Here is a 23,736-nt window from a genome sequence, read left to right as displayed (position 1 = left end):
TCTCAGACCTTCCGGATTATTTCCGGCCATTCGCGCCGCTTCAATCCCCCGGATGGCCTCCAGTCATTTTCAGTCCTTCTCAATCAGTTTTCCATATACAACAACTCTCGCATTATCAAATTCATAAGTGCAGGTGCTCATCATCACAATCCTGTCGTTCGCAGAAACATGTACGTCCGTTGTCAGAACATTCTTCTCCCGGATCTTTTCCAGATACGCTTCCTTCTCCTTTCGGGTCCCGAAGGCGCACTTGTACATACTGCTCCGGGCCGGAATCGTAACCGCTGCGAAAATCTTCAGATCGTACTGGTGCTTTGGCGTCGCCAGCTGCATCACTTTATGCTTCCTGTAGTAATCCTCCTCGCGGTATTTCACCAGAGGCTTGAACATGGAGCCGTCCTTCATCCGGTGTCCGTAGATAATCGTATTAAAATCATCGAACGGCCGCTCCACCCTGTAGTCGATGAACAGCGTTCCTTTGAAATTATATTCTTTGTTCAAAAGGCGGTGCAGATAGAAACTGTTGTCGTCGCCCTGTACCACCGGATAATTGATAACGGTTCCCTTTGAATAGATCCAGGCCTTCACGTCGCTGTTTTTCTTTTTCAGCGCCTTCCAGTCGATGTGGAGACGGTTCTCCTCAAGCTTCAGATCAGCGTCTTTCGCGATCTGTTTATATTCACGGGTGCCTTTCTGGTATTCGTTCAGTATTGAAGCAACTTTAAACAGGCTGAATGCGATTACGCACAGCAGAATAACGATGATGACATCAAAGAACAGATCCCCTTTTCCTCTTTTCCCTTTTCTGGCCATTGATAATACACTCCTTCGGCAATATTTTAACATAAATCTGCCCTTTCGCCAACAATTCCTTGTCTGAACCGCATGAATTCAATATAATTAAAGTATCTGCAGTGCCTGCCGGCGCGCCCCGTACCCCGGAGGCGCGCCTCCGCGCTGCCGGATGACCCTCCCGCAGCGCGGGCATTCCGCCCCGCCGGGGCGGAATGCGGCAGGCACATGCAAACAGATCCGCATGCATCCAGCATACTATGAGAAAGGAATACAGAAGATAAAATGTCCAATTACGATTTCAAAAAACTTCAGAACGGCAGCGACATACGCGGCGTCGCCCTGGACGGAATTCCCGGTGAGCCGGTCAACCTCACCCCCACCGCGGTGGAACGACTCGCAAAAGGCTTTTTGTACTGGCTGACACAGCAGACAGGCAAGGCTCCCTCTCAGATGACCGTCACGGTAGGACGTGATTCCCGCCTCTCCGGCGAAGCACTGACGACCGCCTTCTGCGACGCACTGTCTCCCTTCGGCGTCCGGGTTCTCAACTGCGGGTTGGCCTCCACGCCGGCGATGTTCATGTCCACTGTCTTCGATGAATTCCGGGCAGACGGCGCAGTTATGGTCACGGCAAGCCACCTTCCATGGAACCGCAACGGTCTGAAATTTTTCAGTGCCTCGGGAGGTCTGAACAAGGGCGACATCACAGACATCATCGTCTTCGCCGAAAGCGACCAGATTCTGGGGATGATCCCGGCAGGAACCGGCAGCGCGCAAGCCTCACAGACACAGGCCGGTACAGATCTGATGGCGATCTATTCAGCGCATCTCCGGGATCTTATCTGCAGAGGCGTGGCGAAGGCCGCGGGGACAAAGGACGATCCTGCTGCCGCGAGCAGCGCCGATGCAGCGGCCGAAACCGGAACTGCGGCCGGCTCCGGCGATCCCCACCCCCTGGAGGGGCTGAAGATCTGCGTGGACGCAGGGAACGGCGCCGGCGGTTTCTATGCGAAACAGGTTCTGGCTCCTCTGGGTGCGGATGTATCCGCCAGTCAGTTCCTGGAGCCGGACGGAACCTTCCCGAACCACGCCCCGAATCCGGAAAACAGGGATGCGATGAAATCCATCAGTGCCGCGGTCACTGACAGCCGGTGCGACCTCGGCATTATCTTCGATACTGATGTGGACCGTTCCTCAGCTGTGGATGAAGAAGGGCGCGAAATCAGCCGCAACGGAATCGTCGCAATGGCCGCGGCGCTGATCGCGGACGAACATCCCGGTACCACCGTGGTCACTGACAGCGTCACCAGCGACGAACTCCACACCTATCTGGAGGACAGTCTCGGCCTGAAACATCTGCGCTTCAGACGAGGCTACCGCAATGTCATCAACAAAGCCATCGAACTAAACAATGAAGGGACAGATGCTCAGCTTGCTATCGAAACCAGCGGACATGCAGCCTACCGGGACAACTATTTCCTGGACGACGGCGCATTCCTTGCGACCCGCATCGTTATCCGCGCCGCTGTCCTGAAGAAAAAAGGGCTTGGAATTTCCTCCGTCATCGCCGCTCTTTCTGAGCCGGCTGAATCCGAGGAGGTACGCCTGCCCATCAGTGCAGAGGACTTCTCTGCCTGCGCGGACAGTGCGCTTGAAGCGGTCCGGCATTGGGCTTCTGATCCTGCCTCCGCCCGGGACGCAGGACTCTCTCTGGAAATCGTACAGCCGAACTATGAAGGAATCCGGGTGGCTTACCGCGGAGCATACAGCGGATGGTTCCTGCTTCGGAAATCTCTTCACGATCCCATCATGCCGCTGAACATTGAGTCCGCTCAGACAGGCGGATGCAGCCTGATACGCCGCCTGCTGTCCGGCTGTCTCGCAGACATCGACGGTCTGGACACGTCCGGATTATAAACGGTTCTGCTGTTCCGCGTTTTTCGCGAGGCGCTCGGCGGGCATACGACAAACACGCATGAAAAAACCGGTAGGCTTCGCCTGGCGCCTGCCGGTTTTCATGTTATTATCTTAACCACTTTCACCTTCAGTATAATCAGATTCCGGAGAAAGTGGTCTTTTTTTGCCTGAGTGGTAGGAAATCCGCCCTGAGTTACTATAACGCACACTCCGGTGTGCGCTCCGCGGCGCGGTTAACCGACCTTTGTCAGCGCCCATCAAGGCAGTATCAGACCGACGGAGAATTCACAGAAAGCCGCCTCTACAGCTCTTTGATTTCCTCTTCACCGGTCAGCATCCGCAGCGTTCCGGCCGCCAATGCCTCCATCTCGCTCTCACCGGGCATAACCTCGATCGGCGCGATGTGTCCGCAGTACTTCTTGATCTTCTCGGTCAGCCATTTAGAATACGCCACGCCGCCGGTCAGAATGATGACATCAACTTTGCCCTCCAGCGCGCAGGACAGCCCCGCAATCGCCTTTGCCACCTGGAAGCCCATCGCCTCATAGACCATGGCCGCATAACTGTCGCCTTCCTCGATCATCTTCTCCACTTCTCTAGCGTCCTTTGTTCCCAGATAGGAGTAGAGTCCGCCCTTGCCTGCGATCAGCTTCTCCATATCCTCTTCTGTGTGCTTTCCGTCGAAGCACAGCTGCTTGAACAAAAGCAGGGGCACGCCGCCGGAGCGTTCCGGTGCCATCGGGCCGTCGTCATAGGCTGCGGTGTCGATGACCTTTCCGCCTTTCATGGCGTTTGCGGTAATGCCGCCGCCCATATGGCAGTTGATGAAGTTCATCTCCTTGTAGTCCTTCCCCTTGGACTTAGCGTATTTAATCGCCTGTGCCCGGGAATTCAGCAGATGCGTGGCACCGTACTTCTCAATTTCGGAAATTCCGGTAACCTTGGCGATATCCAGCAGGTCGCAGCCCATGGTAGAGTCATAGATGAACGACGGGATCCCCAGAGGCTGTGCGATGGAATACGCCAGCAGCGCTCCCAGCGAGGAGGCGTGCTGAGGGAGTTTTGAGCTCGCCATCTCGTTATACATCTTATCGTTGATTTTGTAGCCGCCGCCCTTCAGGCCGAACAGCATACCGCCTCTTCCTACAACAGCTGTCAGATTCTTAAGATCATAGCCCTTGTCATTCAGTTCATCCAGAATGATGCCCTTTCTGTAGTTCTTCTGGGAGGCGACTGTCGGGAACTCCAGAATCTTCTGCTCATCATGCACGATGTTGTTCTCATACAGAATCTCTGTATTCTGCTTGGTATAGATCGTGATTTTCGTCGAGGTCGAACCAGGATTAATTACCAAAATGTCTTTTACTTCACTTGCATTCATGTCTGTCTAATCTCCTTTTCTCTTTAAAACTGCGATTTCCTTTCCATATCCTCTGATACTGTCCTGCGGTGTTTCCAGTATGCAGGGCAGTCCCTCAAGAGCAGGATGATGTATGAATTTGCGTATGGCTTCCAGTCCGAGAGTTCCCTCTCCGATTCGCGCATGGCGGTCCTTATGAGAACCCGGCGGATTCATACTGTCGTTGATGTGAAGTGCCTTAAGCCGGTCCAATCCGATTATCCGGTCAAACTCTTCCAGCACGCCGTCCAGATCATTGACAATATCGTATCCTGCATCACTGACGTGGCAGGTATCCATGCAGACGCCGACCTTTTCGTCAATGCGGATTCTCTCTATGATCTGCGCAAGCTCTTCGAACCTGCTGCCGACCTCGCTTCCCTTTCCTGCCATGGTTTCCAGCAGTACCGTGGTTGTCTGGTCTTTAGATATAATATCATTAAGAAGGCTGTAAATCAACCTTATCCCCGTTTCCGTCCCCTGTCCGACGTGGCTGCCGGGATGGAAATTGTAATAATTTCCCGGCAGATATTCCATCCGTCTGAGGTCATCCTCCATAACCATGTGGGCGAATTCACGGACGCGGGCAGTCGCAGAACAGGGATTCAGCGTGTAGGGCGCGTGAGCCACCAGTCTGCCGAACTCCTGCTCCTTCATTATGTGCCGAAGGGCGGCCGCATCCTCCGGATCGATGTCCTTCGCTTTTCCGCCTCTGGGATTCCGGGTGAAAAAGGCGAAGGTATTAGCGCCGATGCTCACGGCGTTTCGCCCCATTACTTCAAAGCCATCTGCCGAAGACAGATGGCATCCGAGGTATATTCTGTTATCCGCGGACATATTCCCTCTCCACATAGGGACTGGTCGCTACCTTGAGCATACCGCCGTATCCCAGCTCGAAGGTGACAACATCCCCGACCTTGTAGTCTCTGTCGCAGTGTGTAACGTCCAGAATAGTATGGTCGGAGCTTCCGCCCATGATTTCAATCTGCGGATCCGTCGGCGTCATGCTGCCCAGATCCGTATCCTGTTTTCCGACTGCGATAATCGCACGCTTCATGATTCCGCGGTCCTCATAGTACGGCTTCTGGCCGAAGGCGTCCACTCCGACCTCGCCGATGGGCAGCGAAGGTTTTTCCTTCAGCTCCACGATCTGCGCCTGCAGCGTCACCGTATCGCCGACCGTGCCGGGAAGATCTGTCTCGTAGGCAGTATCATTTCCCAGCAGGAACGCTTCTCCGAGACGCAGGTTGTTGATACCCTCCGGCAGTTCACCTTTGTCGATCAGATAGATCGAGCTGGAATTCCCTCCTGACACCATCTGCAGACGGATGTCGTACTTCTCCTCAATCTTCCTTGCGATATCCACCAGCTGAGAAAGATTGTCATACTTCGGAATAATCGCTCCGTAGCACGTCAGGTTCACAGCGATACCGTAGAGGTTGATGTTCTCCATCTGCAGGATTTCCTCCACGGTCTCCCAGATCAGATCTTCATTCCGGAAAAAGATACCTTCCCGCAGATCGCCCAGGTCGATCATCAGAACGATGTCGTGAACTTTTCCGACTCTGCCCGCTTCCTCGTTCAGCAGTCGGATGGTGGAAAGCTCCGAGTTGAAGGAAATGTCCGCATATTGAATGACGCCCTCCACCTCATCGTGCATCGGAATGCGCAGAAGCACCGTTTTCTTGCCGTTGGCACGCGCCATATCGGCGTAGCTTGCCAGGTTCTTCACCCGGGAGTCTGCCATGTAATCCACCTTCGGATCCCTCGCCACCAGCCCGGCCATTTCCGGATCGGCGCAGAGTCCCTTGGTGACGATCATCAGCGAACATCCTCCGCGGTCTTTTGTAATCTCCGCGACAGCGTCGAGATTACCCTGCAGTTTTTTCAGATCTATTACCAGTTTCGGATACATCGTTTCACTCTCCATTCATTCTCATCGTCTGCTCTGGTTGTTGGGGCAGTGGGTATGAGTGCAGATGTCACACTCGCGGTTGCAGTTGTTCCATGGCTTGGAGATGTCTTCCTGCTTCTCCCGGTTCCAGCCGGGCTGCAGACCGCCGCCTGCCTCGATGCCTTCCTTGGCGGGATCATGGTGGCTTCCCTCCGGACCTCTGGCATTGGCACCGCCGATGGGCTCCTCTTCCTTGTACGCGCTCATATCATAGCCCATTTCTTCCATTTCCCGGATGTGCTCCGCATACTCCTCTTCCTTTTTCTTCTTCGCCTCATATTCGGCTTCGACATCCTCCATCGCCTTGATTGAGGACTTATAGATCTCATTCTCAACCTTCTCCGGGAATTCAAAATCAAGACTCTTTTCCAGCAGCTTAATTGCCGCTTCACGGTTGGTCTTGGACAGAACGCCCAGAGACGCCATGATGTAATCATTATCCACCAGAACCTTTGCGTGGTCAGTCGGGAACAGCCTCATGCCGGTGATATTCTCTCCCGGAATCTCTTCCATGATTTCCACCCGGTGTGGCAGCCGTGTCAGCGCGCCTCCGGTTCCCACAATGTATTTGACCTGTGTCAGATCTTTACCTTCTGCCACAGTGCTTCGGCCGGAGGGTCCATAGATATACCGGAGCTGTCCGGCGTGCCGCTCCGTCGCCCGGAACACGGCCTCACGGGTCAGCCTCTCAACCAGTTTTATTTCATCCTCGTTCTTCGGAATCGCGTAGTATGTCTCCAGTGTCTTATCAAGATCGATATGGAGCTCATTCTCGCATTCCTCTCTCAGTTTTTCCTCACCGATGGATTCGATTACCTTGTAGCGATTTACGAAAACGCCCAGATCGCCCTCCACCGTCCGCTTGGCCTTCGGTTCCGGAGAAGTCATGATTCTGGCGACCTTGTCCGATTCCACCGCAACGGAATGCAGATCCGTAGTCGCTCCGCCCACGTCCAGAACGATTAAGTCCCCGATGCAGTCGTACAGCACCTTTGTACACTCCATCACCGCACCCGGCGTAGGAATGATGGGGCCGCTGACCATGTCGCGGACGTGCTCCATCCCCGGTGCATGAGTAATATGCTGCTCAAAGGCCTGCTGAATCACCTTCCGGCAGGGCTCTACATTCAGCGCATCGATTTTAGGATACACATTCTCGACGATATACAGCTCCTGCTCACTGTCCTCGAAAATCAGTTTGATTTCCTCCTTGTTCTCGACGTTGCCCGCATAGATGACCGGAACCTTCAGTCCCATGCCGCGGATCATCTCGGCATTGTCCAGTGCGGTATCCCGCTCGCCGTAATCCACGCCGCCCGCGATAAGAATCAGATTCGGCTGAATTTCCCGGATCTTCTTCAGGTCAGTCCGGCGAAGCCGTCCGCTGGTCACATAATGAATGATTCCGCCCGCACCCAGCGCCGCTTCCTTCGCAGCCTTGGCTGTCATATCATAAACCAGTCCGTGCACGGTCATCTTCAGTCCGCCGGCCGCGGAAGAAGTCGCCAGCATCTGTCCGTATTCAATGCTGCTTATTCCTTTGTTCTTACAAAGGTCGTCGACAGCGCCCTGAAGTCCGACCCTCACGTCTCCGTCGAGTACAGAAGTCGGTGCCTGACCCTGCCCCCAGAAGCACGGATGATCGGTATCCAGATCCGTGAATGCGTTGACCACTGTCGTTGTGGATCCGATTTCCGCTACCAATACGTCTACATTCATTTGTTTCTGTCCTCCAATGTCCTGATGATCTGCCGGTTTCCCGCAGATTCCTCCGTTTGCTTGCTCTTTGCCTGCTTTGTGAAAGCTCTGCTCTAAAAAAATCCGGGACGGGTTCATGCCCGCCCCGGTGTATCTGCTGTATTCGTACAAAGCCTTACCCGCTGTGCCGCGTCTTTTACGCCGGCGCTGCAGTTATCAGTCTTCGTCGATGCCCTTCAGGTGTCCTCCCGGGGGCAGTTCGCCGCGGCGTCTCATCGCCTCTTCGCAGAGGTATGTCGCTACGTCGATACCGTGGGAGTCTCTTCCGAAGCCTTCATCGATTCCGGTGGCGCGTGCATCCTCCGGGGATACCTGTGTTCCGCCTGCCGCGATGATAACCTTGTCGCGGATACCCTTTTCGATGGCCAGCTCGTTGATCCTCTTCATGTTCTTGTAGTGGATGTTGTCATGAGAGATGATCGTGGAAGCCAGGATTGCGTCAGCATCCAGCTCGACTGCCGCGTCTACCAGTTTTTCTACCGGTACTGAGGTACCCAGGTAGTTAACCTCGATTCCCCATTTCTCGATTCCGCCGTGCTTGATGTTGATGATCTCACGGAGTCCGACGGAGTGCTCGTCGTCACCGACGGTTCCGCAGACGACTCTCATGTGATGATCCTTGAATTCCTTGTACAGAACCTCATCCGGCAGATGATGCGGCGGCGGAGGCAGTACCAGGGACTTCGGATCGACATCGAAGGTCAGTTTGCCCTTGATCTCGATTCTTGTACCCTCGGCCGGGTGCATGATTTCCTTGGAGATGACCTCCGGTGAATCCAGACCCATCTTCTCCGCGATCTGCAGACCGGTAGCCTCTGCGGTTCTCACGTTCGCCGGCACCATCATGGTCAGCATGACGACGCCGTCTCCGCACCATTCCATCTCAGGCTTGATCGCCTCGCCGTCAAGATACTTCTTGACCTTCTCAAGTCTCACGTTGACGTTGTCGACTTCATCCAGCTCGTCGATATAGACGATCTTGCTTCTGTCCTCGAATGTGCAGCCGCCGATCAGCGCGCTCGGATTCTCCGGGTCGCCGCCGTACTGCTCCACGTTGTTGTATCCGAAGTGCGCCGTAACAGGAGCCATGTAGTCATCCTCTCTCGGGAAGATGAATCCGTAGCCGACGCCGCCCTTGATCTTTCTGGCAATTCCGTCACCGTTTCTGGCGGGGTATTTCGCAGAATCAACGAAGAATCCCTGCTCAACTGCGTTGAAGTAACCGCCGACCTCGACGATCTCCTCCATGAACAGTGTCGCTCTTTCCTTGATCTCTCTCGCCATCTCGCGGAGCGGTCCGTCCTTCTTCAGTTCAACCAGCTCGTTGAAGCCGTCCATGTATACGAAGGCCTGCTTGGCGTTGTCGATGGCTTCCATGTTGTAAATGTGCCAGGGAACGTTTCTTCCCTCGTCCGGTGTGATGGTGGACTGAATGTCCGCGCTGGTCAGCTTGGAGATGACCATGTTCATCACGTGTGTTACCGTCGCTTCTCTGACGGAGGAGCAGACGTATTTGGTTGTCTGCTGGGCTCTCATTTTGTATCTGCCGCAGATGTCTCTCAGCGCGACCGCGTAAGGCAGGTCGAGGTACATCGCCGGGGCAGGAGCCGCATCCGGCGGTACGGTGGACAGGGAGATGTTCTCCGGCTTGATTCCGACCTTCTCCGAGAACAGGGAGTTGATGGCGTGCTGCACGATCAGCTCAGGCATAACCTTCCATGCTTCTCTAGCGGTAGCGTTCGCATTGTGCGCACCATCGATCTGCAGGATCTCTGCCCATGCCAGAACCTTCTTGGATTCGCAGGCGTCAACAAAGGATCTTACACAGTTGATGTCTCTGTACAGAACGTTATACTGCGGATCCTGGTGAGCGCCGTTGATGCCCTCCTCTGCGAACATGACCGCAACGTCCGGTCCGGCTACTCCGGATACGTAGGAGTGGTAGTTCAGCGGACGGCCGACCTCATCCTCGATGAGATCCAGAGCCTTTCTCTGGCATCTGACCTGTTTTCTGGTGATAGGAACGCCGCCGATTCCCTGGGGAGTACCTTCCATCAGGCCGTCGATATGAGACTGGCCCATATGACGGATAACCATGATATGGTCAGCGCCGTGCCATGCCGCCATTCTCATTCTTCTGATATCGTCCTCGAATCTTCCGGAAGCGATCTCTGTGGTGATGACCGGCTGCGGCTGCGGATCGATGTCGCCGAAGAACTTCGCCGGCGGAAGGCCGATGCTCTGTTTCAGCGGCTTGGACATGTCGTGGAACGTGAAGGGTCCCATCTCAAGATTCGGGGCCGGCTCTCTCCAGTGCCATCCATGTCTTCTCGGGGCGTAGTTTTCGAGATCCTTCAGGATTTCTCTTACGTCCAGTTTTTCATTCTTATTCAGTACCATATCTGCCATCTTACTTCTCCTCCTTGCCGAAAATAGCTACTGCATCATCCCAGTATTCACCCTGAGCCAATGCCTGTGAAGCTTCGCGGATAGAAATTCCCTTGTCCTTGGAAATTCTGTAGACGATGTGGCCGGTGCCGTGACCCATAAGGCCTCTGTCCATAGCGCCCTCTACGATTTTCTGTGTGTCAAGGGAGGATACTCCCATACGCAGAAGAACGGCTCTCTCTACGGAAGGAGTCGTGTTCTTTCTGCCCAGCTCGATGAGCGGATCCACAACTTGTGTGCACAGCTCCCAGAACTTGTCGTACAGCTGCTCGTCTGTAAGATCGGCGATACCTTTTTCAACTCTTCTTTTTTCAAAATCGTCTTCTCTTATCATTCTCTTTTCTACCTTTCCCTGAGCCCCGCCCTCTGTCGGTGAAACGGGCGCCCAGTTATGAGTGTCGGTCTTCCAATATATGCCTGCCTCCGACGTTCCCGACGGAGACAGGCGTTATATCCATTAAAGTCCCAGCGTCTCCTTTACGAACGCAACATCGGTCTTGGTCTCCTCTGCGAGGAACTGAAGATCCGCATCTGTCGGCGTTACACCGCCCGCCTTTTTGACAGCCTTTCTGATCAGGGACTGTCTGAAGTGGTGCAGATCTGCGTCGTGGCACTGGATCAGACCGGGGTCTGCCGGCAGAACGACGTTCACGCCCGGCTTGTCTTCCTCAGTCGGATTTCCGAACTTGATTTCAATGCCGTTGTCTCTCGCGAAGGACAGCTGCGGCTGGATGTGTTTTCCGGCTCCGGTATACTCTGTCTCACTGATGACCAGAACTGCATCCTCCGGCAGCTCCTGTGCCAGGGAGAACGCCGCGGCCAGCGCTGTGTTGCCCGCAGGTCCTCTTTCGATTCCCTCCAGCTGTGCCAGAGCTTCTGTCATGTACATAACCTCGCCCTGCTTGACCGTAACGTAACGATCCATGTAACGCAGCGGTCTCGCCGCACTCCTCGGAACGTCGGAGTGATCCGGATCAGTCGCGTAAGGAACGCCGAATCCGGTATGTCCGGTGGTGCAGGACTTCAGGTTGAACTGCTTGTCGGAAGCCATGGACAGTCCGGTCAGATCGATGGACGCCGCGACCATTTTGGTATCAACAGCGCCCGCCTTCAGCAGACCTCTCGCCGTACCGGTCATCATTCCGCCGCCCGCGTTGGTGCAGACTACCATATCCGGATCCTTGCCCACTCTCTCGCGGCACTGCATCGCGATCTCGTAACCCAGAGTCTCGATTCCGGCAATACCGAAGGGGGAGTACAGAGACGCATTGAAATATCCGGTGTCCTCCAGAACGGACAGGAAGGTGTAGAACAGTTCAGGTCCTACAGTCAGCTGAATAACCTCTGCGCCGTAGGCTTCGCATTTTCTTGCCTTCTCTACAATTTCCGGCTGTCCGACTCCGTTGGAGTCATAGCACTCCTGAACGATGATGCAGTCCAGTCCCTGCATCGCCGCCTGGGACGCAACTGCCGCACCGTAGTTTCCGGAGGTTGCGGCGATAACACCCTTGTAGCCCAGCTTCTTGGCGTGTGCCACTGCACATGCGGCTCTTCTGGCCTTGAAGCTTCCGGAAGCATTAGCAGCCTCATCCTTCGCAAAAATTCTTGCGCCGTAGCCCGGCTTCGCGTATTTTCTCGCCAGCTTGCTGATGTTTCTCAGCTCGATGAGCGGTGTGTTTCCTACCGCGGTTCTGGACTGAATCTTGGTGATCTCGTCCAGCGTATATCCTGTATCCTTCATCAGGGCTTCATAATCGAAGGCGATGGAACCGGATTCATATTTCTCATAGTCAAGACCCAGCGCCTTCTTCTGAATTTCATTGGATCTTCCCATTACGGAATCATAATCTTTCGCCAGTGCCATTATTTGTCCCCTCCTCTCGTGATTTTACGCAGCTGCTTATCGATCTCGATAATCTCAGGAACAAATTTTCCGTAGCTGTGGGTGTAGTAGGGGCCTACCTCGATCAGTGTGCCCTTCTCAATACGGCCCACCGCTGTTTCTACTTCAACTGTATCGCCGATCTCTGCATCAGCCAGAAGACTCCCTTTGGTCCACATTTCCAGATCGCATTTCTGCGTATCTTCCGGGATCTTTCCGGTTCTTTCTTCGGCCTTGAGAACGATACTGTGAATACGTACCCAGTCTCCTTTTTTTGCCATTGCTTGGTTCTCCTTTTTTCATGAATGACTGAGCGGGAAACGGCTTCCCGTCCCGCCCAGATATTTTGTGTTTTTGTCCGCGTCCGTTCCTCCTTCGCCGGAGCATGCCGCCGAAGGGACAGCTCTGTTCCTGCTTCTCCGGCCGTCACCGGAGTCAGGACACTGCGGTTCTTATTTAACCAGTTTTTTCTCTTCGTCGATCTGATCTCTGAAGTCGCCCATAATTGCATGCGGAACAGGGATGTCGATCATGGTCTTCAGACCCGGGTTCGCATTGATTACGTGCGGAATGCAGTTCATGATCATCGCCATGGTTCCGATGCCGCCCTCGATCTCCGGATTGTTAGCCATGTTGACCGGCGGTACAGAATCCAGAATGACATAGTCACCGGTGTGTACGCCAACCTGCTCAGGCTCGATCTGCTGCGGATGATCCATATCGATCTTTCTCTCGCCGTCGATGATTCCCCAGCCCTTCATGGCAACACCTGCAACGCTGCCCGCAGGAGCGAATCCATACGGGGACTTTCTGTCTACATCTGTAACGATCGGCTCCATGTCCTGTCCGAACTCATCCAGCTTCCAGCCCAGAGCTTCGCACATCATGCCGACAGACTCTGCGAATCCGACGTGGCCGGCCATCGTTCCTTCTGCCTTTCTCTTGTTGAAGTCCTCAACAGAGATACCGATGCCCTGCTCTTCCATAACGGCAGGTCCGAACGGTGACAGAGAGTTGACTCTTCTGGAGGTGATGTGGTTCACATCCTCGCAGGCCGCGGTCCAGAGGATGACCAGCAGGTCCATGATGAGGCCCGGGTTGATTCCTGTTCCCAGTACGGTAACGCCGTTCTTCTTGGCGCATTCATCCAGTTTCTTCGCCAGTTCAGGCTCCTGTGCCTGCGGATATGCCATTTCTTCTGCGGAGGTGATCACGTTGATGCCGCGCTCCATAACGAAAACGAGCTTCTCGTAAACATCCTTTGTGAACGAATTTGTGCAAACGACAACGATGTCTGCAGCGCCCGGCTTGATGACGTCTTCCGGAGTTCCTACGATAACGTCCGGTCTGTCGCCCTGCTCAATGCCGGGAACGACGTCATAGAGGTTTTTGCCGATCTTGTCGCCGATGTCGATTCCGCCAACGATATCAACGCCCTTTTTCTTTGCCAGCATTTTTCCGATTCCGCCGCCCATAGCGCCTAATCCCCAAAGGATTACCTGTACATTTTTCATTTGCTTTTCTCCTTTTCTTCATAACAAATAGTTAACCTTATCCGAAATGGCCTGCCTTACGGCACCCCATAGGGAAACAATCCCGTGCCTATAGTACAAAGCAAGCCTTATGCCAACGCAATTCTTGTATACACAATACAGTCTTCAAGAATTTTATACAAAAAAAAGTGGTTTTACAAAGAAAAACCCTTTAAAACCACAATATATCTTTCGAAATTATGAATTATCAGAAAAATACTGTAATTTTTTGTCATTTGCTTTTTGCTCGATGCAAATATTTTTGCTCTTTTTCTGCAAATATTTTTGCTATTGTGGGGTCAGTCCATACTTCTTCAGCTTATGCTGGAGTGTCTGCCGTTTGATCTGCAGCATCGCGGCGGCCTTCGTCACATTTCCGTCGGCGTCGATCAATGCGCCCTGAATAATCATCTTCTCCATTTCTGCCATATATTCGTTCAGGGGCGCACGTCCGTCCCACTTCTCCGCGCTCCGGCCGATCTCATCGACATGAATCGGCATCTGGAGCAGACGCTCCGTCAGAACGTGTTCCGTTTCCGCCATGGCCACAGACTGAATGATGATGTTCTCCAGCTCCCGTACATTTCCCGGATAGTTGTAGGCACAGAGTCTCTGGAGAGCGTTCTCTGACACCATCCAGATCTGCTTGTCATATTTTTTGTTATATTTCTCAAGAAAGGAATCCACCAGAACCGGAATGTCATCCTTACGCTCCCGCAGCGGAGGAATGGAAATTCCCACGACATTCAGTCTGTAATAGAGGTCCTTTCTCAGAAGACCCTCCGCAATCAGTTTTTCCGGCGCTTCGTTGACGGTTGCGATGATGCGGACATCGATGGGAATATCCTTTGTTCCACCGACACGGCGGATGTAATCCTCCTGAAGCACACGCAGAAGCTTGCTCTGCAGATCATAGGGCATAGCACTGAGCTCATCAAGCAGAAGCGTTCCGCCGTTAGCCTGTTCAAACAGTCCCGCACGATCAACGGCTCCGGTGAATCCGCCTCTGGCCGTCCCGAAAAGAATTCCTTCCAGCAGGGATTCCGGTAGAGCCGCACAGTTCTGTGCCAGAAACGGCTTGTCCTTCCGCCGGCTCTCGTAATGAATGCTTTGTGCGAAGAGTTCCTTGCCGGTTCCCGTCTCGCCATAGATGAACACTGAGGCGTTGTTCCCGGCCGCTCTCCTGGCTCTGTTTACGACGCTTCGGAAACGCAGATTTTCTCCGACTAAATCGTTGAAATTGTAGCGTTTGATACTGGCCTTGGCGGCCTTTTCCGGGGGATTTCTGTCCTCCCGCAGCTGAAGAATGGTGTCGCTCAGGGAACGGATATTGGTGATGTCACGGGCCACTTCAATCGCGGCGATACGCTGGCCGTCCAGCTCTACAGGTACGGTGCTGTTGACGGTTGTGACCTCTTTTCCGTACAGGTTCGTATAGGTCTGCTGCTTGTTCCTCGTGGCGATCCCTTTGTGCAGGGCCTGGTACATGGTGCTTTCATTGAGCTTGATTCCCGGGAATGCCGTGTGAAAATCCCTTCCGATAACATCGGTAACGTTAATCTTCTCATTTTCCGCCATCTCTTCATTGTAGAAGAGACCGACACCGTCGCTGTCCACGATGTAAACGCCCTCGTCGATCAGATCGATCAGTTCCTCGATTATTTTTTTATAGCACATTGCGTCCATTCCTGATACCTCCGCTACCTGTATTTTACACTATTTCCCGCTTGAATGCAAATATTTTTGCACCTATCGGAGAGGTTGAAATTGACGCAGAAATCCTGTATATTGATATATGGCGTTTTTTCGCCGGGGAGGTATACTCATTCATGAGAATCAGAAGAGACAAAGGTGTCAGTGAGGAACTTCAGGGATTAGATACAGAGCTGATCGCAACCGTTTCAGATGCTCTGGCGCACCCTGTCCGTCTGGCGCTGTTCCGCTACATCATGCACTGTAATAAGGAAATGCAGCCTGTCTGCACCAAGGATCTGGTGCAGGTTTTTGACTATGCGCAGGCCACAATCTCCCAGCACATGAAGCGGCTTGTCAAATCCGGGCTGGTGGAGGTCCGCCGGGTCGAGAAATTCTCCTACTTCTACGCTAATCTGGGCGTTCTCGCCAGATACATCGACGCAACACGGAAATTCAGCGTGCTGTAGCTCCCCGAGGCGTCAATCTTCATATAATCTGCCGTCTTCAATATGCAGAATTCTGTCGCATTCGGCTGCAATATCGTGATCATGCGTTACCAGAACAATTGTTTTATTTTCGCTTTTAATCCTCTGGAACAGATCTATTATTTCTAATGAAGTTCGGGAATCCAGCGCTCCTGTCGGTTCATCTGCCAATATCACGTCTCCCTGACTGATCAGTGCTCGTGCGATTGCCACTCGCTGCTTCTGCCCTCCCGACAATTCTGCCGGCCGCCTTTTTTTCTTCTCTGCTATTCCCAGCTTATCCAGCATCGCATCAATTCTCATATTCCACTCCCTTTTCGGAACGTTGGAGTAAAGCAGAGGGATTTTTATATTCTGCTCCACAGTATATCGGTCGATTAGCGCAAATTCCTGCAAAATAAACCCCAGTCTGGAATTTCTGAGGCCCGCACGCTCAGTTTCCGTACACTCTCCTGTATCAATGTCTCCCAGCCGATATGTCCCGGAATCCGGTGAATCGATGAGCCCCAGAATATTCAGCAGCGTTGTTTTTCCGGAACCAGAGGTACCCACGACTGCAGTCATCTCTCCCGTATTGATTTTCATCGATACATTCCGGAGCGCTTTTACCTCATAGCCCACCCCGCGGTACGTCTTGCAGATCTGATCAATTTCTATACTGTATGCCACCTATTTTCTCCTTATGATTTCAATTATTTCGATTTTCTTCAGCTGACGGACTGGATAAGCCAGCGCAATAAATGCATAAATCACCAGAATAAGGAGCGTCACCACTGCCAGTCCTGAGAATTGCCATACGAAAAGCGTTACAAAGCCTGCAATTACGGTCATACTTCCAACCTGCGCGACAAGACGAAGGATAATATCTCTGCGCCGTGCCCCGCACAGCATATTGACGGCGAACTCCTTCATGCTGCTTTCCATAAAATGCAGTAAATTCGCGATGAGTCCTACGGAACAAAAGATAAGAATAATGACCGCGATTGAAGCCATCGTCATTACGCTGTTCAGAATATCCGTGACGGATTCCCGGATCTCATCAGTATAGTTTTCCGTGTAGAGAAAATCCAGTTTCTTCATGCTTTCCCTGCTCATCATCTCATGGAGCGCATTCTTCTTTTTTTCAACAACAAAAGTACTCATGACGGTGATAAACGACCCCATGGCGTCATCGCGCTGCGGGAGAACAGCGGTGATAAAATAGCGATCCAGATAAAATGGTTCGTTCTTCTCAAATGGATTCACATAGTACGCGCCTTTCGGAAGAAACCCCTTCACAACATATTCATCATCAACTGAATCATGAAGGACATCTCCGACACGATAGTATTTTCTGAAGTCATTTCCCAGTATCAGCGACTGGCGCTTCCCTTCCGGGCGCAGATCATACTTCCCCTTTATCCCGAAAAAACGAAAAAAATTGCTGCTGACAACCGCCATATCTACCGAAACCGTTCTATCACTTGGAACCCGCAGTTTTTTGTCGAGTCCGGCATACTCCTTCCGGTGTTTTCCGAAGGTAAAATCCATAGAGTCATCGGCTGTCACACATTCCAGGCTGTCTGATGCATACATATCCTGAATAAGGCGATACAGGGCACGGGCTTCTGCCCTGCTGTTGGAAAGTTCGTCCATTTCCGATTCTTCGAGATCCGCAGACAGCTTATATATGCTGCTCCTGTCGTTGAGGTTTTCAAACTTCTTCGTCGCAACCCATCCGTTACAGGCCAGTGTCAGCGCATAGCACAAAACCACCGCAGCCAGAACGATCTGAACCAGAATGACAAGGTAATTAAGCAGGTTCCGCCTTATATCCTGCCAAAAGAATGTAAAAAAATTTCTTCTCATTTCTATAATCTACTCGCAATCGCATTTCTGCCGAACCGCTTCAGAGTCGCAGTGATGACAACTGCACCGATCAGTGCAAGCAGCGCCATCCCGGACAGTGTGCCCGGCAGTGAAATATGCGTTCCAAACATCAGTTCAACGGAATTTGCCACAGGCAGATATACTGCAATCCGCAGGAATAACTCAGACAGCACCACACCGGTAAAAAAGGCCAGCAACAGAATTACGACGTATTCTCTGCAGAGCCATGCAACGATATTCCTGCCTCGCGCTCCCGCCATCTTCCGAATCGCAATTTCTTTTTTCCGTGTCTCAAGCCAGTAATAACACGCAGAAAAGGAATTGAGCAAAACAAGGACAGCCGTAGCGATAAGGAATCCCAGCATATTCGTATAATTTGTCTTTTCCGGCCGCATACCCCGCCCGATTCTGCTCATTCCCTTTTCTGCCGCCACTGATGCTGTGGGGCAGGCGTCCTTCACAGCTCCAGCAATTTTCTTTGCTGTTCCAAGGCAGTCCTGCCTGTCGGTATCGAAAAAATAGTAGCCGTACACTCTCTTATTCTTCAGATTTTCTGCATTCATATTGATGAACCAGTCGGAAGCCTGTCCTGCCCTTTGCGAGGAGCAGCTTCCGATCACATCGTATCTTTTCTGGCTGACAGAGATATGGGATGGCTGATTCTGCCGGTCACCGGTCACAATGGCGACATTTTTCCCTTCGTCGAAATCCTTCCGGGAAAAGGACCTGCCCTCTGTAACCCTGATTTTGCAGTTCATCCCTGGACTGAAATATATAGAGCAGCCTTCTTTCGCCGTATACTTTTTCATACACAGAAAACCTCCGTCGCCACAGTTCCGCTCCATAATCCGCAGCAGATCCTGCTCTGTAAAATTCGCCGCATTATATATTTCAAACACGACAAACTGATCCGACAGAAAGTCAGCCGGCCTGGCATTCTTTCTTTGTTCAGCAAAGGAAACCCCCGCCAGTGTAAACAGCACAGCGACTGCAACGAAAATTGTAAAAATCAGTTTCGACTTGTAGAAAATCCCTCGCATAGTCTAGAGATATACCCAATTATAATTGTACTTCTGTTACGGAACTCCAACACTTTGCTCTTTATTGTACAGTGTATATATAGCATTGTCAATATTAAGGCATTTCCAAATATGCTGACCTCGGTTCCCTTTTAATCAGTATCTGCTCATTAAATTCCCGTCTAAGTCCGACTGCCTTACTCCCCGGTCTCTCCGATTTTCTCCATAATTTCCCGATGGACGGAGCGGGTCAGCGGATACCGCCACACGGCGATAATCGCGATTGCCAGGAACGCGCCGGGAATTACCGTTGTGCAGTTGAATATCCACTCGCAGGCGGACGCTGTCTGTACCGGCGCGCCGCCGTCGAACCCTGCATTTTGTAACAGAAACCCCAGCAGCATGGTGCCGATTCCTCCGGACACAGCCTCCACCAGCCCCTGAAACGAAACAATTGTGGCCTGCCGCCGCTTTCCCGTCTTCAGCCTGTCATAGTCGCAGACATCCAGATACATCGACGGCATCAGACTCCAGTAGATCGCCGTACAAAGAGTAACCATCAGCATATAGCAGATGATTCCGCCTGTAGACCCGACGCCGGTCATTCTCAGAACCACCATGCCGGCTATGCCGATTACAGAGAGCAGCCCGAACGCTCCCCTCTTATCGAACCGAACGGTCAGTCTTGCCACCAGCGGAATCAGCAGAATCCCGAATACCGCCCGCAGAGACATGAATAAAGACATCTGAAGCGCAGTACACTTCATATTATATGTCAGAAAATATACCATATCCGCAAGCATGATACTGTAACAGATCAGAGTGGCAATGCTGGCAACAATCAGCTGCCGGATGGGTCCCAGCGTAAACAGAGAAACATACTCCCGAAAAACATCCGCAGGATTAAACCCCGGGCGAGCGCCGGAATCCACACAGGGCGGATCCTTTTTCTTTGACGACAAAAACGTCAGAAGGATTGAAATGAAACAGACCGCACCGACCATTCCTCCCACCAGACTCCAGGCAAGAGACAGCGGAACGCCCGCATCCTGCAGCCATTCCACCGCCACCGAAGGAATCAGGAAGTTTACCAGCGCTCCCGCCATATTGAACATGGACGCGAAGAACCGCAGGATCGTCCTCTGGTCATAGTCCGTCGTGTACTCCGAGGCAAGCGCCAGATACGGCACCAGAAACCCGGTATAGCTGAGCCAGAACAGCATCAGCAGAATCCCGTAGTAAAACGGCTTTCCCTCCGCGGAAACAAAGGGAAAGTCTGTGAATGCGAACAGCAGCGTCAGCGCAAGCGGTATCGAGGAAAACAAAATCAGAGGCCGGCGGCGGCCCCGTGAGGTCCGTATATGATCGGCGAAATACCCGATTACCGGATTGATAAAACCGTTCCAGACCGCTCCGATCACAGTGATCATTCCCGCCGTCGCCGGCCGGATGCCCACCGCGGTCGTCAGAAAGAACATGAAATATGTCGCGATGAAATTATACGAGAGCGAGTCCGCCAGCGAGGCCGACCCGTATCCCAGTTTATCCTTCATGCTCAGTCGTTCCATAATTCTTTCATATCCTCCAGATGAATCTCATATTCGTCATCCATCAGCGTACTGTTACTGTTCTTCTCTTCAGTCTCCCGAATATGCTGCTTCGCCGTTTCCCTCACTGTATCCCCGTAGCCCGTCAGCGCCGCAAAAGGTGAAAACTGCGCCGCCCGCTCTTTCATGGACATATGAGGATGACGGCTCGACACATGATGAGGAAGCCCGATAATGTCGTCGTATCTGCTCACGCCTTGTGCCCTCCGATCTGTTTGTTCCGGCTCTGCGCCGTAGCGCCCTCCTCTAGGTTCGCACCCTTGAGAATCGCGTTTTTCCCGAATTTCCCCTTAATCTCCAGAATCGTCTTCTGAACCTTCTTCTCACGGCTCCGTTCCGCCTGTCTCTGCCGCGCTTCCTCTTCTCTGGCGGCGTAATCCGTGAACATGTCCAGCTGCTCCGGTTCCGGCGCCGGCGGCTCTGTTTGCTCCGGCGCCACATGACCCGCCGTGATTGTGATCCGCCGCACCAGCAGCCGCGGATCCACAATGCGGTCGTAAAGCGTCATCGACGCCTCCAGAATATCCTTTGTGGAGGAGGTCGCATCCCCGAGACTGATGGTTCCATGCGCCGCCTTCGGAACCTGCCGCCCGTAGTGATCCGTCGTCACCGGCCCCTTATATGCCGCCCGAAGCACCGGGTTCTGCAGATTCTCAATATCATAGCCGACATTGAGCACAATCTGATCTGTGGTAAGTCCTCTGGACACCAGATCCAGCGCCAGCTGATCCGCCATCTCCCAGGCCACAAGCCTCGCCTTTTCCCCCTCATAGGCAGACTGCAGAACCTGACCGGTGCCGACACTCTCCGTTCGCGGCCGGTACGCCTTGATATCCGCAATGGTGCAGGGCTCCCATCCCCATGCATGATCGATGAGAAGCTCCGCGTTGACGCCGAACAGGCGATACAGCAGATCCTCGTTGTAGAACTCGCCGGGTGCGCCCAGAGAGCAGCGGGCCACATCCCCCATAGTATAAAGCCCCACAGACGCCAGCTTGCGGGCGTATCCGGGGCCGACCCGCCAGAAGTCCGTCAGGGGCCTGTGCTCCCACAGGCTTCTGCGATAGCTCATCTCATCCAGCTCGGCAATCCGCACGCCGTCTTCATCCGGCGGGCAGTGCTTGGCCTCGAGATCCATGGCGATCTTGCACAAAAAAAGATTCGGACCGATTCCCACTGTCGCGGTAATACCGGTCTGCGCGAGAACCTCATCAATAATCGCCCGGGCAAACTGATGCGGCGTCATTCCGTAGAGTGGAAGATAATCCGTTACGTCCATGAAGACCTCGTCGATGGAATAGACATGAATATCCTCTGCCGCCACGTAATTCAGATAGATATCATAAATGCGGCTGCTGTACTCCATATACAGCGCCATACGTGGGACCGCCGTAATCCAGCCCGCCTTCAGCTCAGGATCAGCAGCAAGTTCTTCGATATCCGAAGACTCTCCCTTCAGACCGACGCCTGCCGCAGCACGGCGGCGGGCATTGACCTGCCTCATGACGGAAATTACCTCAAACAGCCTTGCCCGTCCCGGCACTCCCATGGATTTCAGGGAGGGGGATACGGCAAGGCAGATTGTTTTCTCTGTTCGGGCGGCGTCCGCCACCACAAGATTCGTGGTCAGCGGATCAAGCCCGCGCTCCCGGCATTCCACCGAGGCGTAAAACGATTTCAGATCAATCGCAATATAGGTTCGTTTCAATAAGAAGCATCCTCCGAATACACCGTGAAGATATCACGGATCTCAACGAAACCTCCTTTAATGTATGCAGTCTTTGTTTCCGCGGATCCTGCCTCCCGAAAACGGATCTTCCCGTCCTCCTTCAGCAGTTTGCGGCACCACACATGCCCGGGAAGATATCCCTCGTCACCGCTGAGGGTCTGCACCGTCAGACTTTCGACTTCACCGGAATAGAACATATCCTGCGGCGTCAGAATCTCCAGCTTCGTGCTAGCCATTGTTCTGCTCCTTTTGTGCGTTCCACTTCTCTACGACCTCGTCGATACCGCCGACGAAAAGGAAGAGCTCCTCCGGAATATCGTCGTGCTCACCGTCAAGGATCTCGCGGAATCCCCGGACAGTTTCAGCCACGGGAACGTATTTCCCCGGGATTCCGGTAAACTGCTCTCCGACCGTGAACGGCTGCGACAGGAAACGCTGGATCTTTCTGGCCCGGGACACTGTGAGCTTGTCATCCTCCGACAGCTCGTCCATGCCGAGAATCGCGATGATGTCCTGAAGATCCTTGTACTTCTGCAGAACCTCCTGCACCCGACGGGCGACTTCATAATGCTCTTCGCCGACAATCAGCGGGTCCAGAATGCGGGACGTAGAGGCCAGCGGATCCACTGCCGGATAGATTCCCAGCTCCGTAATAGAGCGATCCAGTACCGTCGTGGCGTCCAGATGCGCGAAGGTGGTTGCCGGCGCCGGATCCGTCAGGTCGTCTGCCGGTACATAAACCGCCTGCACGGAGGTGATAGATCCGTCTTTTGTGGATGTGATCCTCTCCTGCAGCGCACCCATCTCATTGGCCAGTGTCGGCTGATATCCCACCGCAGAGGGCACACGCCCCAGCAGCGCTGAGACCTCGGAGCCTGCCTGTGTGAAACGGAAAATATTATCGATGAACAAAAGCACGTCCTGCTTCTCCTCATCGCGGAAATACTCAGCCATGGTCAGACCGGTAAGCGCCACACGCATTCTGGCCCCGGGCGGCTCGTTCATCTGCCCGAATACCATCGCGGTCTTTTTGATGACGCCGGATTCCGTCATCTCACCATAGAGGTCGTTTCCCTCTCTGGTGCGCTCTCCGACGCCGGCGAAGACAGAGATTCCGCCGTGCTGCGTCGCGATGTTATTAATCAGCTCCTGAATCAGAACTGTCTTTCCGACGCCGGCGCCGCCGAACAGTCCGGTCTTACCGCCTTTGGTGTACGGCGCAATCAGATCGATGACCTTAATCCCGGTCTCATACATCTGTGACGACGTATCCTGGTCCTCGAACCGCGGAGCAGGCCGATGGATCGGTTTGCGCATCTTGCTTTCCACCGGTCCCTTCTCATCGATGGGCTCGCCCAGAACATTAAACAGACGTCCCAGGACTTCATCGCCGACCGGAACCTCGATGGGGTTGCCCGTATCTACAGCTTCCATACCTCTGGCAAGACCGTCAGTAGAAGAGAGCGCGATACATCTGACCTCATCGTCTCCTTTATGCTGCGCAACCTCCGCCACGATGACGGTATCGTCATTCAGCCTGATCTTTATTTCATTCAGCAGCTCCGGAAGATGATCCGGATCAAACTTGATATCGACTACCGGTCCGATAATTTCATGTATGATTCCTGTATTCAAATTATCTTCCCT

Annotated in this window: 21 protein-coding genes; 2 read left to right on the top strand and 19 right to left on the bottom strand. The window is 53.2% G+C overall.

The features are described 5' to 3' along the window. Nucleotides 1–69: 69 nt before the first annotated feature. A complete protein-coding gene (srtB, locus tag FYJ64_RS06525) occupies nucleotides 70–813 on the bottom strand; it encodes a class B sortase (protein WP_206045567.1) in 744 nt (247 codons plus the stop codon). A 264-nt stretch (nucleotides 814–1,077) separates the two neighbouring features. Between srtB and FYJ64_RS06520 the strand changes: the two genes are divergently transcribed. After that, entirely contained in the window at nucleotides 1,078–2,712 is a 1,635-nt protein-coding gene (locus tag FYJ64_RS06520) for a phosphohexomutase domain-containing protein (protein ID WP_154574402.1), read from the top strand. A 301-nt stretch (nucleotides 2,713–3,013) separates the two neighbouring features. Here FYJ64_RS06520 and buk read toward each other — a convergent pair whose 3' ends face one another. The 10 genes from buk to FYJ64_RS06470 all read right to left on the bottom strand — a co-directional run bounded on the left by buk (nucleotide 3,014) and on the right by FYJ64_RS06470 (nucleotide 15,371). Next, nucleotides 3,014–4,066, bottom strand: coding sequence for a butyrate kinase (buk, locus tag FYJ64_RS06515; RefSeq protein WP_206045566.1), 1,053 nt, complete (start codon nucleotides 4,064–4,066; stop codon nucleotides 3,014–3,016). A gap of 33 nt (nucleotides 4,067–4,099) precedes the next feature. After that, the gene (locus tag FYJ64_RS06510; RefSeq protein ID WP_154574400.1) at nucleotides 4,100–4,948 is read right to left on the bottom strand and encodes a deoxyribonuclease IV; all 849 of its coding nucleotides are present in this window, start codon (nucleotides 4,946–4,948) and stop codon (nucleotides 4,100–4,102) included. After that, nucleotides 4,935–6,026 carry an ornithine racemase Orr gene (orr, locus tag FYJ64_RS06505; RefSeq protein ID WP_154574399.1) on the bottom strand — a complete coding sequence of 364 codons (1,092 nt, stop codon included), beginning with the start codon at nucleotides 6,024–6,026 and terminating at the stop codon, nucleotides 4,935–4,937. Before orr ends, FYJ64_RS06510 begins: the two co-directional genes overlap by 14 nt. A gap of 21 nt (nucleotides 6,027–6,047) precedes the next feature. Beyond that, a complete protein-coding gene (locus FYJ64_RS06500; protein WP_154574398.1) occupies nucleotides 6,048–7,784 on the bottom strand; it encodes a GlmL-related ornithine degradation protein in 1,737 nt (578 codons plus the stop codon). A gap of 195 nt (nucleotides 7,785–7,979) precedes the next feature. After that, nucleotides 7,980–10,232 (bottom strand): D-ornithine 4,5-aminomutase subunit OraE, encoded by a 2,253-nt coding sequence (gene oraE / locus FYJ64_RS06495; RefSeq protein WP_154574397.1) that lies wholly within the window; start codon nucleotides 10,230–10,232, stop codon nucleotides 7,980–7,982. A gap of 1 nt (nucleotide 10,233) precedes the next feature. Then, entirely contained in the window at nucleotides 10,234–10,605 is a 372-nt protein-coding gene (locus tag FYJ64_RS06490) for an ornithine aminomutase subunit alpha (protein ID WP_075713396.1), read from the bottom strand. A gap of 123 nt (nucleotides 10,606–10,728) precedes the next feature. Then, a complete protein-coding gene (gene ortB / locus FYJ64_RS06485) occupies nucleotides 10,729–12,135 on the bottom strand; it encodes a 2-amino-4-oxopentanoate thiolase subunit OrtB (protein ID WP_154574396.1) in 1,407 nt (468 codons plus the stop codon). Continuing rightward, the gene (ortA, locus tag FYJ64_RS06480; RefSeq protein WP_154574395.1) at nucleotides 12,135–12,434 is read right to left on the bottom strand and encodes a 2-amino-4-oxopentanoate thiolase subunit OrtA; all 300 of its coding nucleotides are present in this window, start codon (nucleotides 12,432–12,434) and stop codon (nucleotides 12,135–12,137) included. The genes ortB and ortA overlap by 1 nt, the downstream gene beginning before the upstream one ends. Before the next feature lie 171 nt (nucleotides 12,435–12,605). After that, complete coding sequence (gene ord, locus FYJ64_RS06475; protein ID WP_075713390.1) at nucleotides 12,606–13,667, bottom strand: 2,4-diaminopentanoate dehydrogenase; 1,062 nt, start codon at nucleotides 13,665–13,667, stop codon at nucleotides 12,606–12,608. A gap of 306 nt (nucleotides 13,668–13,973) precedes the next feature. Continuing rightward, entirely contained in the window at nucleotides 13,974–15,371 is a 1,398-nt protein-coding gene (locus FYJ64_RS06470) for a sigma-54 interaction domain-containing protein (RefSeq protein WP_154574394.1), read from the bottom strand. 143 nt (nucleotides 15,372–15,514) lie between these two features. Here FYJ64_RS06470 and FYJ64_RS06465 point away from each other — a divergent pair, with 143 nt between their 5' ends. Next, complete coding sequence (locus tag FYJ64_RS06465) at nucleotides 15,515–15,847, top strand: ArsR/SmtB family transcription factor (RefSeq protein WP_154574393.1); 333 nt, start codon at nucleotides 15,515–15,517, stop codon at nucleotides 15,845–15,847. 12 nt (nucleotides 15,848–15,859) lie between these two features. Here FYJ64_RS06465 and FYJ64_RS06460 read toward each other — a convergent pair whose 3' ends face one another. The 8 genes from FYJ64_RS06460 to atpD all read right to left on the bottom strand — a co-directional run bounded on the left by FYJ64_RS06460 (nucleotide 15,860) and on the right by atpD (nucleotide 23,724). Next, entirely contained in the window at nucleotides 15,860–16,534 is a 675-nt protein-coding gene (locus FYJ64_RS06460; RefSeq protein ID WP_206045565.1) for an ABC transporter ATP-binding protein, read from the bottom strand. Beyond that, nucleotides 16,535–17,713 carry an ABC transporter permease gene (locus FYJ64_RS06455; protein ID WP_154574392.1) on the bottom strand — a complete coding sequence of 393 codons (1,179 nt, stop codon included), beginning with the start codon at nucleotides 17,711–17,713 and terminating at the stop codon, nucleotides 16,535–16,537. It abuts the gene before it with no gap. Nucleotides 17,714–17,715: 2 nt separating this feature from the next. Then, complete coding sequence (locus tag FYJ64_RS06450; protein ID WP_154574391.1) at nucleotides 17,716–18,774, bottom strand: ABC transporter permease; 1,059 nt, start codon at nucleotides 18,772–18,774, stop codon at nucleotides 17,716–17,718. Nucleotides 18,775–18,950: 176 nt separating this feature from the next. Next, nucleotides 18,951–20,321, bottom strand: a complete 1,371-nt coding sequence (locus FYJ64_RS06445) for an MFS transporter (RefSeq protein ID WP_154574390.1) — start codon at nucleotides 20,319–20,321, stop codon at nucleotides 18,951–18,953. Further along, a complete protein-coding gene (locus FYJ64_RS06440; RefSeq protein ID WP_154574389.1) occupies nucleotides 20,309–20,554 on the bottom strand; it encodes a hypothetical protein in 246 nt (81 codons plus the stop codon). The genes FYJ64_RS06445 and FYJ64_RS06440 overlap by 13 nt, the downstream gene beginning before the upstream one ends. Then, a complete protein-coding gene (locus FYJ64_RS06435) occupies nucleotides 20,551–22,068 on the bottom strand; it encodes a Y-family DNA polymerase (protein WP_154574388.1) in 1,518 nt (505 codons plus the stop codon). The genes FYJ64_RS06440 and FYJ64_RS06435 overlap by 4 nt, the downstream gene beginning before the upstream one ends. Next, nucleotides 22,065–22,325, bottom strand: coding sequence for a hypothetical protein (locus FYJ64_RS06430; protein WP_075713369.1), 261 nt, complete (start codon nucleotides 22,323–22,325; stop codon nucleotides 22,065–22,067). The genes FYJ64_RS06435 and FYJ64_RS06430 overlap by 4 nt, the downstream gene beginning before the upstream one ends. Continuing rightward, entirely contained in the window at nucleotides 22,318–23,724 is a 1,407-nt protein-coding gene (gene atpD / locus FYJ64_RS06425; RefSeq protein WP_154574387.1) for a F0F1 ATP synthase subunit beta, read from the bottom strand. The genes FYJ64_RS06430 and atpD overlap by 8 nt, the downstream gene beginning before the upstream one ends. Between the last annotated feature and the right edge of the window lie 12 nt (nucleotides 23,725–23,736).

The organism is Hornefia butyriciproducens (genome assembly GCF_009695915.1).
GTDB classification, from domain to species: Bacteria; Bacillota; Clostridia; order Peptostreptococcales; family Anaerovoracaceae; genus Aminicella; species Aminicella butyriciproducens.
This window is presented reverse-complemented; position numbering and strand designations above follow the sequence as displayed.